We start from the raw sequence: 13,061 nt of genomic DNA on the forward strand, positions 1-13,061 counted from the left end.
ACGCCCCATTCAGCCCAAGGCCTGCTGCCAATGCCCAAATCTGTTGACCGTATTCCGCCGATGCCGCGTATTCAGGCCATTGACCCGCAGCGGTCCGAGCAGAGCTGGGAAAGCGCGCCGCAGTTACTGGCCGCGCTCAACGGTGCGCGCCTGGGCGCCTGGTATTGGGACATCGAACGCGGGCAGATCAGTTGGTCCCGGGGCACCCAGGCGCTGTTCGGCTTCGATCCCAAGCAACCTTTGCCGGCGGATCTGGAATACCTCGACCTGCTGCCCCCGGAAGACCGGGCGAAAACCATCCGCGCATTTCATCAGGTGATTGCCGGCGCGCCGCTGGAACAGGCGATGCACCACCGCATCCGCTGGCCCGACGGCAGCCTGCACTGGCTGGAGATCAACGGCAGCCTGTTGCCGGACAAACACGGTCGGCCGCGAATGATCGGGGTGATCCGGGAAATCACCCACCAGCGCCAACGCGAACAAGCCCTGAGCAGCTCCGAAAAGCGTTTCGCCACGCTGTTCCACCTGTGCCCGAACATGGTGTTGCTGACCCGCCAGGAAGATGGCCTGATCAGCGAGGCCAATCAATATTTCGAAAGCCTGTTCGGCTGGCCGGTGCAAAGCGTGATTGGCCGTACCACCCTGGAACTGGGCCTGTGGGTACATCCCGAGCAACGGGCGGTGCTGGTCAAGGCGACCAAGGCCAAGGGCGAACTGATCAGCATGGAAGTGCAGTTTCGCGCCAGCAATGGCCAGGTTCACGACGGTATCCTCAGCGCGCAAAAGGTCGAGCTCGAAGGCCAACCGTACTTGCTGAGCACCTTCCTCGACACCACCGAACGCAAAGCCGCCGAACATGCGCTCAAGGACAGCCAGGAACGCCTCGACCTGGCCCTGGATTCGGCACAACTCGGCACCTGGGACTGGCACATTCCCAGCGGCATGCTCTACGGCTCGGCGCGGGCGGCGCAGTTGCACGGCATGGAGCCCAAGCCGTTTCACGAAGCCTTCGATGAATTTTTCGAAGGCGTGCCCGGCGAGGAACGGGACAGCATGCGCAACGCCTACCGCAGCCTGCGCGAAGGCCCGGCCGGCAATTATCAGTTGACGTATCGCGTGCAATTGCCCGACGGCAGTTCGCGCTTCCTGGAAAGCCGCGCCCGGCTCTATCGCGATGAAAACGGCGTGCCGCTGCGGATGGCCGGCACCTTGCTGGACATCACCGATCAGGTCGAGCGCGAGCAGCTATTGGTGGCCTCGGAGGAGAAATTCGCCACGCTGTTCCAGGTCAGCCCGGACCCGATCTGCGTCACGCGCCAGGATAGCGGCCAGTTCATCGAAATCAACTCCAGCTTCACCCAGATTTTCGGCTGGACCGCCGCCGACGTGATTGGCCGCAGCGCCGATGAAATAGGCCTGTGGGACGCGTCGGCAAAGAGCTTGCAACGCATTGAACAGGTGATCCGCGAACAGGGCCTGAACAACGTGGCGATCATCGTCCAGCACAAGGACGGGCAATCCCTGACCTGCGTGATTTCCAGCCGGCAGATCAGCGTCGGCGAGCAGCCCTGCATCGTCACCACCTTACGCGATATCACCCAGCAACAGCGTTCGGAAGCGGCGCTCAAGGCCAGCGAAGAGAAATTCGCCAAGGCGTTCCACTCCAGCCCCGACGCCATCACCATCACCGAGCGCGACACCGGGCGTTATCTGGAGGTCAACGACGGTTTCTGCCGCCTGACCGGTTACCGCGCCGATGAAGTGGTGGGCAAGACCGTGTATCAGGTCGGCATCTGGGCTGAAGAGAAACAGCGCTCATCGCTGCTGGCGGAGCTGCAAATCAAGGGCCGTGTGCACCACCAGGAAATGCTCGGGCGCAACAAACGCGGGGATCTGCTCACCGTCGAAGTCTCGGTGGAACCGATCACCCTCAACGAGACCGCATGCCTGCTGCTGACTGCCCGGGATGTCAGCCTGTTGAAGAACGCCGAGGCGCAAATCCGGCATCTGGCCTACCACGACCCGCTGACCAACCTGCCCAACCGCGCACTGCTGATGGATCGCCTGAGCCAGCAGATCGCCCTGCTCAAACGCCACAACCTGCGTGGCGCCTTGATGTTCCTCGACCTCGACCACTTCAAGCACATCAACGACTCCCTCGGGCACCCGGTGGGCGACACGGTGCTGAAGATCATCACTGCGCGACTCGAAGCCAGTGTGCGCATGGAAGACACCGTGGCGCGGCTCGGCGGTGACGAGTTCGTGGTGCTGCTCAGCGGCCTGGAAGGTTCGCGCAGCGAGGTCAGCGAGCAGGTGCGGGACCTGGCAGACACCCTGCGCGAATTGCTCTCGGAACCGATGTTCCTCGACGGCCAGCGCCTGCAAGTCACGCCGAGCATTGGCATCGCGCTGATTCCCGATCACGGCTCGACCCCGACCGATTTGCTCAAGCGTGCAGACATCGCCCTGTACCGGGCCAAGGATTCGGGGCGCAACACCACGCAGATGTACCACAACACCATGCAGAAGGCCGCCAGCGAGCGGTTGCGCATGGAAACCGACCTGCGCCTGGCCCTGTCCCGGGGCGAATTCAGTGTGCATTACCAACCGCAAGTCGATGCCCAGGACAACCGCATCATCGGCGCCGAAGCCCTGGTGCGCTGGAACCACCCGGAACTCGGTGCGCAATCGCCCACCGAGTTCATCAAGGTGCTGGAAGACAGCGGGCTGATTCTGGAGGTCGGGACCTGGATTCTCGACGAAGCCTGCGCGGCCTTCAAACACCTGATCGCCAAACAACTGATCGACCCGCTCAACTTCAGCTTGTGCGTGAACATCAGCCCGCGACAATTCCGGCAGAACGACTTTGTCGAACGCATCGAGCGCAGCCTCAGCAGCCATGGCCTGCCCTGCTCGCTGTTGAAACTGGAAATCACCGAAGGCATCGTCATCCAGAACCTGGAAGACACCATCAATAAAATGCGCCGCCTGAAAAAACTCGGTGTGAGCTTTGCCATGGACGACTTCGGCACCGGTTATTCATCGCTGACCTACCTCAAGCGCCTGCCGGTGGACACGCTGAAAATCGACCAGTCCTTCATCCGCGACGCGACCACCGACCCCAACGACGCGGAAATCATCCGCGCCATCGTCGCCATGGCCCGCAGCCTGGCACTGGAAGTGATTGCCGAAGGGGTGGAGACGCCGGATCAACTGGAATTTCTGCAGGGATTGGGTTGCCATTTGTATCAAGGCTACCTGCACAGCCAGCCATTACCGGTGGAGGCGTTTCAGACGTTGCTCAAATAAATCCCGGGAATTGCCAGTTTTTCTCTCAGCCTGTAGGGTCGCGTTTTTTGCGCCGCCTCAAAGAGATCAACCATGCAGGATGCAACCCTCCCCCGCCCGGCCTTGCTGGGTATCGACCTTGGGACCACCAACAGCCTGATCGCCGTCTGGCAGGACGGTCGGGCGCAGTTGATTCCCAACGCCCTCGGCGATGTCCTCACCCCGTCCGTGGTCAGCCTCGATGAAGACGACAGCATTCTGGTGGGCAAGGCTGCCCGCGCGCGCCTGACCACCCACCCGGAACGTACGGTGGCGGCGTTCAAGCGTTTCATGGGCAGCGACAAGCAATTTGAACTGGGCGGGCGCCCGTTCAGCCCGGAAGAACTCTCGGCACTGGTGATCGGTTCGCTCAAGCAAGACGCCGAAGCCTGGCTCGGCCACCCGGTGCACGAGGCGGTGATTTCGGTACCGGCGTATTTCAGCGACGAGCAACGCAAGCGCACGCTGTTTGCCGCCGAATTGGCCGGCCTGACAGTGTCGCGGCTGATCAACGAACCGACTGCCGCCGCCATGGCGTACGGGCTGCATGAGCAGAAGTTCGAGCGCACGCTGATTTTCGACCTGGGCGGAGGCACCTTCGACGTCACGGTGCTGGAATACGCCCTGCCGTTGATCGAGGTACATGCCTCCACCGGCGACAACTTCCTCGGTGGCGAAGACTTCACGGCGGCGTTGTTGCAGGCCTGCCTGAAAGACTGGCAACTCACCCCGCCCATGCTCGATGGCCAAGGCCTGGCCAGCCTCGGCGATGCCCTGGAACAACTCAAATGCAATCTCAACGAAGGCACTCAGCACCTGAGCTGGAACGGCGCTGGCGCATTGCGCGAATGGTCGCTGGATGAAGCCGAGGCGTTGAAAATCTGGGAGCCACTGCTGGCCCGGTTACGCGCGCCCATCGAGCAAGCGCTGCGCGATGCGCGGCTCAAGCCCCGGGACCTCGACAGCCTGGTGATGGTCGGCGGCGCCACGCGGATGCCGGCCGTGCAGCAAATGGTCGCCACGCTGTTCGGGCGCCTGCCCTATCGTCATCTCGACCCGGACACGATTGTCGCGCTGGGCGCAGCCACCCAGGCCGCGTGCAAGGCTCGCGACAGCGCCATCGAAGAACTGATCCTGACCGACGTCTGCCCCTACACCCTGGGCATCTCGACCAATCGCGGTGAAGACGTCAGCGGCGCTTTCTCGCCGATCATCGAGCGCAATACGGTGATCCCGACGTCCAGGGTCAAGCGTTTCTACACGACTCATCCCCAGCAAACCCAGATCCGCATTGAGGTCTATCAGGGCGAGCGGCCGTGGGTGCGGGACAATATTTACATCGATGCCTTCGACGTCGCGCTGACACCCAGTGAGCAGACCCAGGCCCTGGATGTGCGCTTCAGCTACGACATCAACGGCTTGCTCGAAGTCGACGTCACGCTGCTGGCCAGCGGCGAACGCCACAGCCACAGCATCGACCGCAGCCCCACCGGCCTCGACCCGCAGTCGCGGCAAAACAGCCATGAACGGCTCAGCGCCCTGAAAATCCACCCGCGCGACGCCCTGCCCAACCGCACCTTGCTGGCACGCCTGGAGCGGGCCTGGGCGCAAAGCCTGGGGGAAGAGCGCGAGCAAATTGCCGATTGGCTGGATACCTTTACCGCCGTGCTCGGTGGCCAGCAATCGGTGCAGATTGCCAGCCATCGTTCACAGCTCAATAAGGCCCTTGATGAACTGCGCCTTTAGTTGTTAAGTCGCCGCAAAGCCATCTGCAAACCGCCGGACAAGGTGTCTGCACCGCCGCTGTCCGGCGGCACGCCGTAGCGGTTGGGCAGTTTGTCGCCGGGAAAGCCGAACAACAGCAACGGCATAAACGGCAGCACCGGTGACAGGCAGCCAAAAATCAGCAGTGTGGGAATCCCGCGCCCCATGTCATGCAGGCGACGCAGGATCGCGCCGAGCAACAACGCGGCACCCAGCAGCAACACGCCAAAACCAGAGAGCGCCGTACCGCTCATCAACGCCAGGTACGGGGTGATCAGCACACACCCCAGCACTTGCCAGAAAAACGCCTTGCGCCCCAGTCGGGAACCGAGGCGCCAGAACGCCGTGGCCGGCACAGGGCGAGTGTCGCTGTGGGCCAGCAGCAGGCGTTCGGTCCAGGACAACAGGGCCGTGAGCGCCAGGCGCAGGCCCACGCTGTTCTCGGTGTTGTCCTTGCCGTACTGCAGGATTGTCAGCACCTTGGTCCGCGGCACGCCCGCCGCGCCATAACGGACCAGGCTTTTCAGCGTATCGAGGAGTGAATAAACCACCAGTTTCTCGACACCGAAATCTTCCAACACTTTCTCAGGCGGCCACACCGGCTCGCCCTTGATCAAGCCATTGCGGAACCCTTCGAACCAGTCATCTTCGCAACTGACGGCGGCGATGGATTGCAACAGCGCGCGGTGCTGCTCGGCGTTCAGGCTCGGATCCTGGTACAGCACGCCCCAGAGCAGCATCAGGCCCAACACCTCTTCGCCGCAGGCATCAGGATCACTTTCGATGCAGGTGTAGAGTTGCGCATTACCCGGCAGCGTCGCGCTGTCGAGGGCCTGTTGCACATTGAACAGCTTCTGCACGAGCAAGCCATGCACCGGATCGCTGGCTTGCAACCAGCCCAGCAAACCGCTGCAACTGCCTTGCTCGCGTTGCAAACGCCGCAGCAGCGGTTGGAGCCGACTCAGGGGATGCGCCGGGTTGACGTCGAGCCGCTCCAGGCAGCTTGAATCGATCAACGCCAGCCAACGTTCCGGCTGATCGAGCAACGCCAGCAGGAACATGGTTTGCGCGTGCCATTGCCACACCGCCTCGCCTTGGCCAATCGGCGGCAATAGCATTTCGCGCTGCTCCAACTGGGCCAGCAGGCTCACACCGCGCAGGTCCACGTCCGCTTGCGCGTCTTGCAGATCAAATGCCTGATCGATCCGCACCAGAGCGGACGTATCGTAAGGCCGCAGCCTGCGCAGCCAGAGGCGGCAAATGTCGTGCGGTTTGTCCTTTTTCAATTCTTCGGCCAATTGCGGCTGAACCGAACGGCTGCCGAGGAAGGCCTTCATCGCCAACGGGATGGGCGCCTGATTCAGCCAGCACAGTTGCTGTTCGGCCTGATACTTGAACCCGCTCAACACCAGGCTTTCGAGGGCATCGAGCGGCTGCGGTTCATCGAGTATCTGTTGCAGCAACCCCACATCGCCACGGTGCAACGCCCAGGCATGCCGGTACAGCTCTTGCAGACGGGAATCCGCAGCATCGCCCAGCAGCAAGGCCAGCAGCGGCAGTTCATCCCCGGTCATCCGCCAATCGACAAAAGCGGCCGTAAAGCCTTGCAGGTCGAGTTGCCCGACCCCAAGCCAGCGCGCCAGCGTCTCGGGACGTTGTGAAGGGCTGCCATAGGTTTGGCTGACATCGGCGAGGTCAGCAGGCCAGTCGCTGAAATGCTCCAGACGGTCAAAAGCCTGGATCAGCAGTGCCACAAAGTCCGGCTGACGCTTGGCGCACAGCTCCAGCAAACGGCTTTCGGCCTTGGGGTGGCGATGTTCCTGCCAGAGCCGGATCCAGCCAGGCAACGCCTGATCTTCCAGGCCCGCCAAGCTGTTCTGGCACGCCAATAAATACAGCCAGTCGGCATCGTCCGGGGCTTGTGCCTGCTGTTCGACGCACCATTGCCGCAGACCGGGACCGCCGATACCCGCCTGAGTGAACTGCACCAGCAGGCGCTGGATAAATGCGTCATCGGCCGGCAGCGGCAAACAGGTGTGGTGGCTGGCAAAGTCTACGAACTCACGCAGAGGACGATGCTGGAAGATGTAGTCGAGGCTGCGGGCATACCAGAGGGTTTCCAACTGCGCAGGCTCGGGCCAATCGTCCATCAGCGTCGTGTCGAACGGGTCCGGGCCCTTGATGCGTTGCAGGAACGCTTCGACTTCTTTCGCCTGGTCGAACTCCAGTTCCATCAACTGCTGCTCCCAGGCCAGCCGTTGCGCCAACAGATTCGCGCAGCGGTAGGACAGCGGACCGGCGTTGGCCAATGGATGGAACAGACCCCAACTGAGGTCATCGAGGGCGTCCAGCGGCAATAGATCCAAAGCTTTGACGAAGGCTTGCCAGGCCTGCGGATTGAAACGTCGCGCCGGGTCTTCGAGCAGCGCGTAGAAATCCACGATGGTCTGCGGCATCTCAGGGGCGCCAGCCTCCTCTTCCGTTTCGTCCTCTTCCTGCCGGGCGAAACGGTTGGCGCTTTCATAGGCTTCACGCAATGCCTGGAAGCCTTCGGGATCACTTTCCGGGTGATGCTGCGGCAGACGCGCGCGGTAGGCATCCCGGATCAGTGCCTGGTCTTTGGTGGGCTCTATGCCCAGACGAATCCAGCAACTCATGACCAGTCGAACTCCCCTAAGGATGCCGGGCGCTGCGGCGGATCAAGCTCCAGATGCCAAGGCAAGTCGGCCAGGAAAGCGGGCATGTTCCGGCCCAGGCCGCGAGCGATACGCAGACTGCTCGAAAACTCACCTTGTCGGTCCAGTTCGTAAGCCAGGGTATCGTCGCTGCTGCTCAGGCAGCCCCAGAAGGCGCGACCGGTGAGAAATCCGTTGAAATAGGAATACCAGTCGTCGTAGTGATATTGCGCCCTGACGGCCAGGCGCCAATGCAGCCAGAGACTTTCGGCGAGATCGATCCACTGATTGCGCACGCCACACCGCAACAGAAACCCCATGCGCCCCAGATCCCACGCCTGGATACCCCCCGAGCCGCAGCCCTCGAAGGTACGGCTGGCAAACTCATGCAAGATGCGCTCGCGGGGTTCCAGCGTCTGGAGCAACGCCTGCCACTCACTGGGCAAACAGCGTTGCCATGAGCGATACGCCTCTTTGAGGCGTGTGGCGTGACCGTCATCGGTCATTCTTTCGAGCATGCCCAACAATTGCGGCCGGTCATCAATGCCCCAGCTGCATTGCAGGTCGATATATTCCGGGCCGGAATAGAACGCGGGCTCGTCGTATCCGGCACGCGGATTGAGGGCGACCATTGGCGCGGAAAGACCGCACAGCCAGCGCTGTTGTAGCTCGTCCATGAAAAAAAGCTCCGGGCCGACCAGGCAGAATGGGAGTCGGCAAACTGCCGCGGATTGTAGAGAAACCGTCGCAAGGCGGCAAAGCCTACAGGGCTGTTTTTTCCCCGGACACAAAAAGGCCCCGACAGGTCGGGGCCTTCATTCAGCGGGTTACAGCCTGTTCAGACGAATGTGTGTCTTCGAATGACTCAGTGCTGCAGCGCTGGTTTTTGCGTCCCGTTGATCGGGATGCGTTTGGCTTTCGCCTCTTCCGGAATGACCCGCAACAGGTCGATGCTCAACAAACCGTTGCTCAGGCCGGCAGCCTTGATTTCGATATGGTCCGCCAGACGGAAAGACAGTTTGAAGGCACGCTGTGCGATGCCTTGGTACAGATAGGTGACGTCTTCGGTCGCGTCACGTTTACCGCCACTGATGGTGAGCACACCTTTTTCCACTTGCAGTTCCAGGTCTTCTTCCTGGAACCCAGCGGCCGCTACAACAATGCGGTATTGGTCATCGCCGTGTTTTTCCACGTTGTAAGGTGGATAGGTGCTGCCTGGCTCGTTGCGCAAGGCGGTTTCGAACAGGTCGTTGAAACGATCGAAACCTACCGAGGAACGGAACAGTGGTGCCATGGAAAATGCAGTCGTCATGATTCAAATCTCCTGAAAACATATCAGCAAGTTTTTTTGTCTCCGCGACCCGGATTCGGCATCGCGTAACCCTTAGATAGGGACCGCTGATTGCATTTCAAGAGACTTTTTGCAGATTTTTTTCAGGCGGCTTCGGCGACCCGCAGACCCAATAAACGGGAGACCTGATCCAGCTCAGTTTCACGCCGCAGCACGGTAAACAGCTCGACCGCTTCCGGATAATTGCGAGTCAGCATTGCCAGCCATTGCTTCAGGCGACCCGGCGATTGGCGCGGCGTCATCTGCGCCTTGGCTTGCAGCCAGAAGTCCTGAATCAACGGCAGCAGCTCGGCCCAGGTCATCTCGACCACTTCTTCACCGGCGCGCGCGGCGGCGATTTGCCGGGCCAGGTCCGGGCGCGACACCAGGCCACGACCAAGCATGATGTCTTCGACACCGCTGATCTCGCGGCAGCGGCGCCAGTCTTCGACGCTCCAGATGTCGCCGTTGGCGAATACCGGGACCTTGACCACGTCCTGCACCCGCGGAATCCATTCCCAGTGGGCGGGCGGTTTGTAGCCGTCGGTTTTGGTCCGCGCGTGCACCACGATGTGCGCCGCGCCGCCTTCGGCCAGGGCCGTGGCGCAGACCAGCGCGCCGTCCGGGCTGTCGAAACCCAGGCGCATCTTGGCGGTGACCGGGATATGCGCAGGCACCGCGCGACGCACGGTTTCGACGATCTGGTTGAGCAGCTCAGGTTCTTTGAGCAACACCGCGCCGCCACGGGACTTGTTGACGGTCTTGGCCGGGCAGCCGAAGTTCAGGTCGATGACTTCGGAACCCAACTCGCAAGCCAGCGCCGCGTTTTCCGCCAGGCACACCGGATCGGAACCGAGCAACTGCACGCGCAGCGGTACGCCGGACGCAGTGCGGGCACCGGTCAGCAGCTCAGGGCCAAACTTGTGGTAATAGGCCGGCGTGAGCAGTTGATCGTTGATCCGAATGAATTCGGTCACGCACCAATCGATACCGCCGACGCGGGTCAGCACGTCCCGCAGGATGTTGTCGACCAACCCCTCCATGGGCGCCAAAGCAATTTGCATGGAAAACACACTCAACGAAAAACGTGCGGCAGTTTACTGGTTTCGGCGCGTAGAAGGTATTTCGTCAGACGGGGCGGTGGCGATTGTGATGACGCCTTCGCGGGCAAGCCTCGCTCCTACAGGTTTTGCGGCGTATGCAAATTGGGCGTACGACACACATCTGTAGGAGCGAGGCTTGCCCGCGAAGAGGCCCGCCCAGACAACCTACGACGGAATTGGCAACGCCGGGCCATAACCTTCGATAAATTCCGCCGGCATGCGTTTGGGCTTGCCGGTGGACAGTTCGATGCAGACGAAGGTGGTCTGGGCGCGCAGCAGCGTGGTGTTGTCACTGGGGCGCTTGAGCTGGAAGTGGCGGGTCATTTTCAGGCGCTGGTCCCAATCGACGATCCAGGTCGCCAATTGCAACTCATCGCCTTCATAGGCAGCGGCGAGGTAATCGATCTCGTGGCGCACCACGGCCATCGCCCGATCCAGCCGACGGTACTCGACCAGGTCCAGGCCGAGCCGTTGCGAGTGGCGCCAGGCGCAGCGTTCGAGCCAGGTCACGTACACCGCGTTGTTCGCGTGGCCCAGCCCGTCGATGTCCTCGGCGCCGACTTCCAGATCAATGATAAATGGCGTTGCCCGATCCCAGCCCATGCCCGACTCCCGGTCAGATAAATTCGACCGGCGCAGTGTAACGGATGCTCAGGCCGATTGCCGTGCTTGAAGGCTGCGCCCTGACAGCAGTGATAGCACCCCATCAATCACCCGAGGGTCTGCCAGCACACGCTGATGGCCGCCCTCTTCCAGGCGCAGCAGTCGGCTGTCGAACCAGGCTTCGTGGATCATCTGGGACTCTTTGGCTTGCACATAGCAATCGTCTTCGGCGTGGACGATCAGCCCCGGCATATCGAGTTGATAGTGCGCAACATCCAGGGTGGCCGCGCGCATGCCGACGTCTTTCTCGACCTGACGGATGAACGCCGAACGGGCTTTGGGCGGCAGTCGCACATAACGGGCGAACCCACGCAGCACGCCGAGAATCCGCGCCGGCGCAGCAATCGTGACCAGGGTTTCAGTGCGCAATCCCAACTGTACGGCGAGCATGGCACTGGCGCCGCCCATGGAGTGGCCAATGACCGCTTGCAGTGGCGGCAATTCGGCTGCCGCTTCGAGCATGGCCCGGGCGAACAGCACCACATTGGCCTCGCGACCCGGTGAGCGACCGTGGGCCGGGCCATCCAGCGCCACGACGGTGTAACCGGCGTCCACCAGCGCGGTGATCAGGCTGGCGAACTGGGTCGGCCGACCTTCCCAACCGTGCATCAGCAAGACCGTCGGGCCCTGCCCCCAGCGCAACGCCGAGAGGCCGAAGCGCAAGGTGATGCGCTCGGATTTTGCCAGCAGCGGCAACTCCCAGTCACGGGGTGCGAACGTGCGCGGCGTCATGAATGCCAGGCGCATTTTGCTCGCGACCATGTGCGGTGCGACCCAACCCAAGGTGCCATTAACGCCACGAACCCACTTTAACGTGCTCATCGCTCCACTCCTCAGGCCATTTTGCCTTCAGGTCATAGCACCGCTGATTTGGCGGCGCGCAGCAATCGATCGGACAACTCGCCTGGCCCCAACGCCCGGGCCAGGGCCAAACCACCGACCATCAAGGCCATGTCGGCCAAGGCTTTGTCGGTGTCTTCCGGGCTGGCCGCCAACTGCGCGACCATCAGTTCCACATGCTCATTCAACGCCACACGGAATTCTTCCGGCAGACGCCCCAGCTCACCGATCGAAGCCGGGATCGGGCACGCCGAGCCTGAGGAATCACGGTGTTTGCGCGACAGGTAAAACGCCGCCACCAAGGCGCGGCGCTCTTCACCGGTCAACTCGGCATCCATGTCGGCAATCAGCTCACGGCGGTGGCCGAGCAGCTGCTTGAACGCTTCCAGCATCATCGCGTCCTTGCTTTCAAAGTGTGCGTAGAAGCCGCCGACCGTCAGACCGGCCGCGCCCATCACTTCGCCCACACTCGGCTCGGCCGGGCCGCGCTGGATCAGCGCTGCACTGGCAGCCTTGAGGATGCGTTCGCGGGTTTGAGCTTTTTTATCGTTCATCGTTGCCTCCGAATATTACGACTAGAATATTATTCGCATAATAAATTTGCGCAAGTCATGGCTGTGACCGCTGGTCTGAAGAACAGTTTTGAAGAAAAAGGAGAATTGGCCAAACGCCAGACAAACAAAAGGGCCATTCAATAATTGAATGACCCTTATAAATCCCGCAGAGCGGGTAATCGTGGCGTCCCCTAGGGGACTCGAACCCCTGTTACCGCCGTGAAAGGGCGGTGTCCTAGGCCACTAGACGAAGGGGACACAAACCCTTCTATACACTGACCAGCGCTGAGCGCTGATCGATTCAAGGCCGGTGTGGCCAGACCTTGAACTGTAAAATTGGTGGAGCTAAACGGGATCGAACCGTTGACCTCTTGCATGCCATGCAAGCGCTCTCCCAGCTGAGCTATAGCCCCGATTTATCGCCTGGCGGCGGAGCAGCATCTTGCGACACTGCTTCTGTAAAACTGGCGTCCCCTAGGGGACTCGAACCCCTGTTACCGCCGTGAAAGGGCGGTGTCCTAGGCCACTAGACGAAGGGGACGCAAACCCTTCTATACAACTGATCAACGCTGAGTGTTGATCGCTTCAAGGCCGGTGTGGCCAGACCTTGAAGTGTAAATTGGTGGAGCTAGACGGGATCGAACCGTCGACCTCTTGCATGCCATGCAAGCGCTCTCCCAGCTGAGCTATAGCCCCTCATCGCTGAGGACGGGGCGAATCTTAATGGCGCATCGGAAGGCTGTCAAACTTATTTTTAAAATATTTCAAAATTTTTTGCCGACATAACAATCACTTACCGCCCTCC

9 protein-coding genes and 4 tRNA genes are annotated in these 13,061 nt (G+C 61.3%); 2 read left to right on the top strand and 11 right to left on the bottom strand.

What is annotated here, in order from left to right:
- The first annotated feature begins 30 nt into the window (after positions 1-30).
- Together ACZ89E_RS12015 and ACZ89E_RS12020 are read left to right on the top strand one after the other, a co-directional pair.
- Complete coding sequence (locus tag ACZ89E_RS12015) at positions 31-3,309, top strand: sensor domain-containing protein (RefSeq protein ID WP_476255721.1); 3,279 nt, start codon at positions 31-33, stop codon at positions 3,307-3,309.
- Between the two features lie 72 nt (positions 3,310-3,381).
- Positions 3,382-5,073 carry an Hsp70 family protein gene (locus ACZ89E_RS12020; RefSeq protein ID WP_476255722.1) on the top strand — a complete coding sequence of 564 codons (1,692 nt, stop codon included), beginning with the start codon at positions 3,382-3,384 and terminating at the stop codon, positions 5,071-5,073.
- Here the strand turns inward: ACZ89E_RS12020 and ACZ89E_RS12025 are convergent.
- The 11 genes from ACZ89E_RS12025 to ACZ89E_RS12075 all read right to left on the bottom strand — a co-directional run bounded on the left by ACZ89E_RS12025 (position 5,070) and on the right by ACZ89E_RS12075 (position 12,952).
- The gene (locus tag ACZ89E_RS12025; protein WP_476255723.1) at positions 5,070-7,748 is read right to left on the bottom strand and encodes a DUF805 domain-containing protein; all 2,679 of its coding nucleotides are present in this window, start codon (positions 7,746-7,748) and stop codon (positions 5,070-5,072) included. The two genes, ACZ89E_RS12020 and ACZ89E_RS12025, sit on opposite strands and share 4 nt — an antisense overlap.
- Positions 7,745-8,443 carry a DUF1266 domain-containing protein gene (locus ACZ89E_RS12030; RefSeq protein ID WP_476255724.1) on the bottom strand — a complete coding sequence of 233 codons (699 nt, stop codon included), beginning with the start codon at positions 8,441-8,443 and terminating at the stop codon, positions 7,745-7,747. The genes ACZ89E_RS12025 and ACZ89E_RS12030 overlap by 4 nt, the downstream gene beginning before the upstream one ends.
- A gap of 188 nt (positions 8,444-8,631) precedes the next feature.
- Positions 8,632-9,078 (bottom strand): Hsp20 family protein, encoded by a 447-nt coding sequence (locus tag ACZ89E_RS12035; RefSeq protein WP_123403565.1) that lies wholly within the window; start codon positions 9,076-9,078, stop codon positions 8,632-8,634.
- Positions 9,079-9,200: 122 nt separating this feature from the next.
- Complete coding sequence (locus tag ACZ89E_RS12040; RefSeq protein WP_169370675.1) at positions 9,201-10,160, bottom strand: tRNA dihydrouridine synthase; 960 nt, start codon at positions 10,158-10,160, stop codon at positions 9,201-9,203.
- Between the two features lie 204 nt (positions 10,161-10,364).
- Positions 10,365-10,802, bottom strand: a complete 438-nt coding sequence (locus ACZ89E_RS12045; RefSeq protein WP_149658906.1) for an acyl-CoA thioesterase — start codon at positions 10,800-10,802, stop codon at positions 10,365-10,367.
- A 48-nt stretch (positions 10,803-10,850) separates the two neighbouring features.
- Entirely contained in the window at positions 10,851-11,684 is an 834-nt protein-coding gene (locus tag ACZ89E_RS12050; protein WP_476255725.1) for an alpha/beta fold hydrolase, read from the bottom strand.
- A 32-nt stretch (positions 11,685-11,716) separates the two neighbouring features.
- Positions 11,717-12,256 carry a TetR/AcrR family transcriptional regulator gene (locus tag ACZ89E_RS12055; RefSeq protein WP_463260047.1) on the bottom strand — a complete coding sequence of 180 codons (540 nt, stop codon included), beginning with the start codon at positions 12,254-12,256 and terminating at the stop codon, positions 11,717-11,719.
- Between the two features lie 182 nt (positions 12,257-12,438).
- A tRNA-Glu gene (locus tag ACZ89E_RS12060) sits at positions 12,439-12,514 on the bottom strand.
- Positions 12,515-12,593: 79 nt separating this feature from the next.
- Positions 12,594-12,669 (bottom strand) — tRNA-Ala (locus ACZ89E_RS12065).
- Between the two features lie 52 nt (positions 12,670-12,721).
- A tRNA-Glu gene (locus tag ACZ89E_RS12070) sits at positions 12,722-12,797 on the bottom strand.
- Between the two features lie 79 nt (positions 12,798-12,876).
- A tRNA-Ala gene (locus ACZ89E_RS12075) sits at positions 12,877-12,952 on the bottom strand.
- Positions 12,953-13,061: the final 109 nt, after the last annotated feature.

It is taken from the genome of Pseudomonas sp. TE3899, from assembly GCF_056279105.1.

Coding starts and splice junctions, on each gene's coding strand:
- ACZ89E_RS12015 (WP_476255721.1), top strand. CDS start 31: ATGCCCAAATCTGTTGACCGTATTCCGCCGATGCCGCGTATTCAGGCC.
- ACZ89E_RS12020 (WP_476255722.1), top strand. CDS start 3,382: ATGCAGGATGCAACCCTCCCCCGCCCGGCCTTGCTGGGTATCGACCTT.
- ACZ89E_RS12025 (WP_476255723.1), bottom strand. CDS start 7,748: ATGAGTTGCTGGATTCGTCTGGGCATAGAGCCCACCAAAGACCAGGCA.
- ACZ89E_RS12030 (WP_476255724.1), bottom strand. CDS start 8,443: ATGGACGAGCTACAACAGCGCTGGCTGTGCGGTCTTTCCGCGCCAATG.
- ACZ89E_RS12035 (WP_123403565.1), bottom strand. CDS start 9,078: ATGACGACTGCATTTTCCATGGCACCACTGTTCCGTTCCTCGGTAGGT.
- ACZ89E_RS12040 (WP_169370675.1), bottom strand. CDS start 10,160: ATGCAAATTGCTTTGGCGCCCATGGAGGGGTTGGTCGACAACATCCTG.
- ACZ89E_RS12045 (WP_149658906.1), bottom strand. CDS start 10,802: ATGGGCTGGGATCGGGCAACGCCATTTATCATTGATCTGGAAGTCGGC.
- ACZ89E_RS12050 (WP_476255725.1), bottom strand. CDS start 11,684: ATGAGCACGTTAAAGTGGGTTCGTGGCGTTAATGGCACCTTGGGTTGG.
- ACZ89E_RS12055 (WP_463260047.1), bottom strand. CDS start 12,256: ATGAACGATAAAAAAGCTCAAACCCGCGAACGCATCCTCAAGGCTGCC.